Annotated in this window: 3 protein-coding genes; all 3 read right to left on the reverse strand. The window is 50.2% G+C overall.

Annotation, left to right across the window (positions count from 1 at the left end; genetic code table 11):
• Positions 1-158 precede the first annotated feature (158 nt).
• Entirely contained in the window at positions 159-4,187 is a 4,029-nt protein-coding gene (gene rpoB, locus J5F18_RS20515) for a DNA-directed RNA polymerase subunit beta (protein WP_346300325.1), read from the reverse strand.
• Between the two features lie 211 nt (positions 4,188-4,398).
• On the reverse strand, positions 4,399-4,773 hold the full coding sequence (gene rplL, locus J5F18_RS20520) for a 50S ribosomal protein L7/L12 (RefSeq protein ID WP_346300326.1): 375 nt from the start codon (positions 4,771-4,773) through the stop codon (positions 4,399-4,401).
• A 48-nt stretch (positions 4,774-4,821) separates the two neighbouring features.
• Positions 4,822-5,249, reverse strand: a 428-nt coding sequence (gene rplJ, locus J5F18_RS20525; protein WP_346300327.1) for a 50S ribosomal protein L10, incomplete at its 5' end; no start/stop codon positions are given.

Here is a 5,249-nt window from a genome sequence, read left to right on the forward strand (position 1 = left end):
AAGAAATTCGAATACGATCGAACTCTTCGTTGTCTTTCATTGGCTTCAGAAACTTCAATAAATCTTTCACGTTTCATCTCCTGTCGGAGTTAACCTAGCCGGAGGCCGAGACCTCCGGCGGCGCTTACTCAATGCGTTTCGCGTATGCGATACGGTGCTTACTCGTCTTCCAGCTCGATATTGATACCGAGCGAGCGGATTTCTTTCAGCAATACGTTGAACGACTCAGGCATGCCCGGATCCATTTCGTGGTTGCCGTCGACGATGTTTTTATACATCTTCGTCCGACCATTCACGTCATCCGACTTAACCGTCAGCATCTCTTGCAACGTATACGCCGCACCGTAAGCTTCAAGGGCCCACACTTCCATCTCACCGAAGCGCTGACCACCGAACTGTGCTTTACCACCCAACGGCTGCTGCGTGACCAAGCTGTACGAACCGGTTGAACGCGCATGCATCTTATCGTCCACCAAGTGGTTCAATTTCAGCATGTACATGTAACCAACCGTGACCGGACGCTCAAACGTGTCACCCGTACGACCGTCAAACAGTTTGACCTGACCTGACGTTGGCAAGCCTGCGATATCGAGAAGCTCTTTGATCTCCGTCTCTACCGCACCGTCGAATACCGGTGATGCAACAGGCAGACCTTTTTTCAGGTTCTCTGCGAGGCGCAGCACTTCTTCGTCTGTGAAGCTCTTAATGTCAACGTCCTGACGTCCTTTACCGATGTCGTAAACCTTCTGCAAGAAGTCACGAACCTCGGCGATCTTCCGTTGCTCAACAAGCATCGCTTCGATCCGCTTCCCGATACCACGTGCCGCAGCACCGAGGTGGGTTTCAAGGATCTGTCCGACGTTCATTCGCGAAGGAACACCCAATGGGTTCAATACGATATCGACCGGCTCACCGCTTTCATCGTACGGCATGTCTTCAACAGGAACGATGGTGGAGATTACACCTTTGTTACCGTGACGACCTGCCATCTTGTCACCCGGCTGAATGCGACGCTTCACCGCAAGGTAAACTTTTACGATCTTCAAGACACCCGGCTGTAAATCATCGCCTTGAGTGATCTTGCGACGCTTCTCTTCAAAGCGCTTGTCGTAATCGTTGCGTAACTCTTCATACTGCTGTGCAATGTGCTCGAGATCTTGCTGTGCAGCTTCATTTTTCAGGTTCTGAGTTAACCACTTCGCACGCTCCATAGAAGCCAGCTTTGACTCATCAAAACCGTTTCCTAGCAGCAACGTACGAACCCGTGCATACAGACCTTCTTCAAGAATCTTAAACTCATCGGTGAGATCTTTCTTCACCTGAGCCAGCTGCATCGCTTCGATATCCAATGCACGCTTATCTTTCTCAACACCATCACGGGTAAAGACTTGAACATCAATGACGGTTCCGCTCACACCATTCGGTACGCGCAAAGAGCTGTCTTTCACGTCAGAGGCTTTCTCACCGAAGATTGCACGGAGGAGCTTCTCTTCTGGGGTCAGCTGCGTTTCGCCTTTCGGAGTTACTTTACCGACTAAGATGTCGCCGCCATTTACTTCCGCACCGATATAGACAACACCTGATTCATCAAGCTTGCTCAGTGCAGACTCACCCACGTTCGGGATATCTGCGGTAATTTCTTCAGCACCCAGCTTGGTGTCACGCGCCACACAATTCAGTTCTTGAATGTGGATGGTGGTTAGACGGTCTTCTTGCACGACACGCTCAGAAACGAGGATCGAGTCTTCGAAGTTGTAACCATTCCATGGCATAAATGCCACACGCATGTTTTGACCCAAAGCCAACTCACCAAGGTCAGTTGATGGACCATCTGCTAATACATCACCCCGCATTACCGGCTCGCCAGGCTTCACGCTTGGCTTCTGGTTAATACAGGTATTCTGGTTTGAACGGGTGTATTTGGTCAGGTTGTAGATGTCGATGCCCGCTTCACCCGGGACCATCTCTTCTTCATTTACCTTCACAACGATACGGGCCGCGTCGACGTAATCGACTACACCGCCACGCTTCGCAACCACCGTTACACCAGAGTCAACTGCAACTGTCCGCTCAATACCGGTTCCGACCAATGGCTTATCAGCACGCAGCGTCGGGACCGCCTGACGTTGCATGTTTGAACCCATCAAGGCACGGTTCGCGTCATCATGCTCAAGGAATGGAATCAAGCTCGCTGCGATCGATACGATCTGCTGCGGCGCAACGTCCATGAATTGGACATGTTCTTTTGTGGTCAGCGTAAACTCGCCGTTATGGCGGCACGGTACCAAGTCTTCAACGATGTTACCGTTGTCGTCGAGGATAATGTTCGCCTGGGCGATCACATATTTGCCTTCTTCAATCGCAGACAAATATTCAACGTCATCAGACACCACACCTTTCTCAACTTTCCGGTACGGAGTTTCTAGGAAACCGTACTCGTTGGTCCGTGAGAAGGTTGCCAATGAGTTGATCAAACCGATGTTTGGACCTTCAGGCGTTTCGATTGGACACAGACGACCGTAGTGCGTCGGATGAACGTCACGAACTTCGAAGCCCGCTCGCTCACGTGTCAAACCGCCTGGACCTAAAGCCGAAATGCGACGCTTGTGCGTCACCTCTGACAATGGGTTGTTTTGGTCCATGAACTGAGACAACTGGCTCGAACCGAAAAACTCTTTCACCGCTGCAGAGATTGGCTTCGCGTTGATCAGGTCTTGCGGCATGATGGCATCCAGATCGCCCAAACTCAGACGCTCTTTCACCGCACGCTCTACACGGACCAAGCCCACACGGAACTGGTTTTCTGCCATTTCACCGACCGAACGGATGCGACGGTTACCAAGGTGGTCGATATCATCAACTACGTCTTGGCCATTCCGGATCTCGATCAGCTTGCGCATGACATCGACGATGTCTTCGCGACTCAAGGTTCCGGCACCGGTCAACTCATCGCGACCGAGGCGACGGTTGAACTTCATGCGACCGACCGTTGAGAGGTCATAGCGATCTTCAGAGAAGAACAGATTTTCAAACAGGGTTTCCGCCGCTTCTTTCGTGGGCGGCTCGCCTGGACGCATCATGCGATAGATCTCAACCAACGCTTCGAGACGATTGCTGCTTGGGTCAATGCGCAGGGTTTCGCTCACGTATGGGCCGTGATCTAAGTCATTTACGAACAGGGTTTCAAATTTCTTAAAGCCAGCTTCACGCAACTTCGCCAAGAGCTCGAGAGTAATGATATCGTTCGCTTTCGCGACAACTTCACCAGTCTTCTTCTCAACGTAGTCTTTGGTCAACGCTTTGCCGACGAGGTAATCAAGTGGCACTTCCATCTCTTTAATGCCGAGATCGGAAAGCTGCTTGATGTGACGAGCAGTTACACGACGGCCTTTTTCGACGATAACATCGCCGTCTGGGCTCTTGATTTCGAACAATGCGGTTTCACCACGCAGGCGCTCGGCAATCAAGGTCATGAATACTTTGTCACGACGGATCTCGAAGTTGTTCTTCTCGAAGAACATGTCGAGGATCTGCTCGTCTGTATAGTCTAACGCACGCAAAATAATCGTCGCTGGCAACTTCCGGCGACGGTCAATCCGTACAAACACGTTGTCTTTTGGATCGAACTCAAAGTCCAACCAAGAGCCACGGTAAGGAATCACGCGTGCGTTGTAGAGAACTTTTCCTGAAGAGTGCGTTTTTCCACGATCGTGATCATAGAACACACCCGGAGAACGATGCAGCTGAGAGACGATAACCCGCTCGGTCCCATTGATAACAAAGGTTCCGTTTTCAGTCATGAGCGGAATTTCGCCCATGTAGACTTCCTGCTCTTTTATTTGCTTGATGGTTCCCGCAGGCGCATCTTTGTCATACATGACCATACGCAGGGTAACACGCAAAGGAGCAGAATAAGTAACGCCACGGATTTGACATTCTTTTACGTCAAATACAGGGTCACCTAGACGGTAACTGACATACTGCAATTCAGCATTACCAGAGTAGCTCGCAATCGGGAAGACGGAACGAAACGCCGCTTCAAGTCCGTATTCGCCTTCTGGATCGGCGTCAATGAACTTTTTGAATGAGTCGAGCTGAATTGAGAGCAGGTAAGGGACTTCAAGCACTTGCGGGCGCTTTCCAAAGTCCTTACGAATACGTTTTTTTTCAGAGTAGGAGTACGCCATGGGGTTCCTCAGCTAGCTGATTTCTGACCCGAGCCATCAATTGGATGATGGCTGCCAACAGATTTCGTCACAATCCGTTCGCCTGTATTTTCGTTGTCGATACACCCTGCAACACAGGAAAATCAGATGTATCCTTTTTAGCGCAAAAAGCCTGGTGACTATATAGTCACCAGGCCAAAGCCGTTAAAGGCCTCGTTGCGAATCAAGTGTCTTACTTGATCTCAACTTCTGCACCAGCTTCTTCAAGCTCTTTCTTCAGTGCTTCAGCGTCGCCTTTAGAGATGCCTTCTTTAACCGCTACCGGAGCTGATTCAACCAGCGCCTTCGCTTCTTTCAGGCCAAGTCCAGTTGCTGCACGAACTGCTTTGATCGCGCCAACTTTGTTCGCGCCAGCAGCTTTCAGCATTACTGTGAACTCAGTTTGCTCTTCTGCAGCTTCAGCAGCGGCAGCAGGACCAGCAGCAACTGCAACAGCAGCAGATGCGTCAACACCGAATTTTTCTTCAGCAGCTTCGATCAGCTCAACCAGTTCCATTACTGGCATTTCAGCGATCGCGTTTAAGATATCTTCTTTAGTCAGAGCCATTTCTCTAAACTCCTGGGTTATGTAAATAAAAGTAAATTGTTAAATCGCTTATTTGGCGTCTTTGATTGCCGACAAAACGCGTACAAACTTCGTAGGTACTTCGTTGATAGTACGAACGAACTTGGTAACAGGCGCTTTGAAGGTAGCAAGCAATTTGGCCAACGCTTCGTCGCGTGTCGGAAGTGATGCAACGGCCTCGAGTTTCTCAGGACCGAGCAAACCAGAACCGATAGACAACGCAGTCACTTTCAGGTGCTTTGATTCTTTCTGGGCATCTTTGAGCAGGCGCGCAGCGGCTCCTGGTGCGTCAATAGAAAACCCGTAAACCAATGGACCTTTCAGTGCAGGTTCGATGTCTTCAAACTTAGTGCCTTCAAGAGCGCGCTTTGCCAATGTGTTCCGAATAACTTTCAGATACACACCTTGAGCACGAGCTTGACGACGCAGTTTGGTCAGCTCTGCAACTTCCATTCCAC

The organism is Halomonas sp. BM-2019, from assembly GCF_017584085.1.

What these genes read in the sequence shown, in the direction of transcription:
- rpoB (WP_346300325.1), bottom strand. Translation starts at nt 4,187, where the DNA reads ATGGCGTACTCCTACTCTGAAAAAAAACGTATTCGTAAGGACTTTGGA.
- rplL (WP_346300326.1), bottom strand. Translation starts at nt 4,773, where the DNA reads ATGGCTCTGACTAAAGAAGATATCTTAAACGCGATCGCTGAAATGCCA.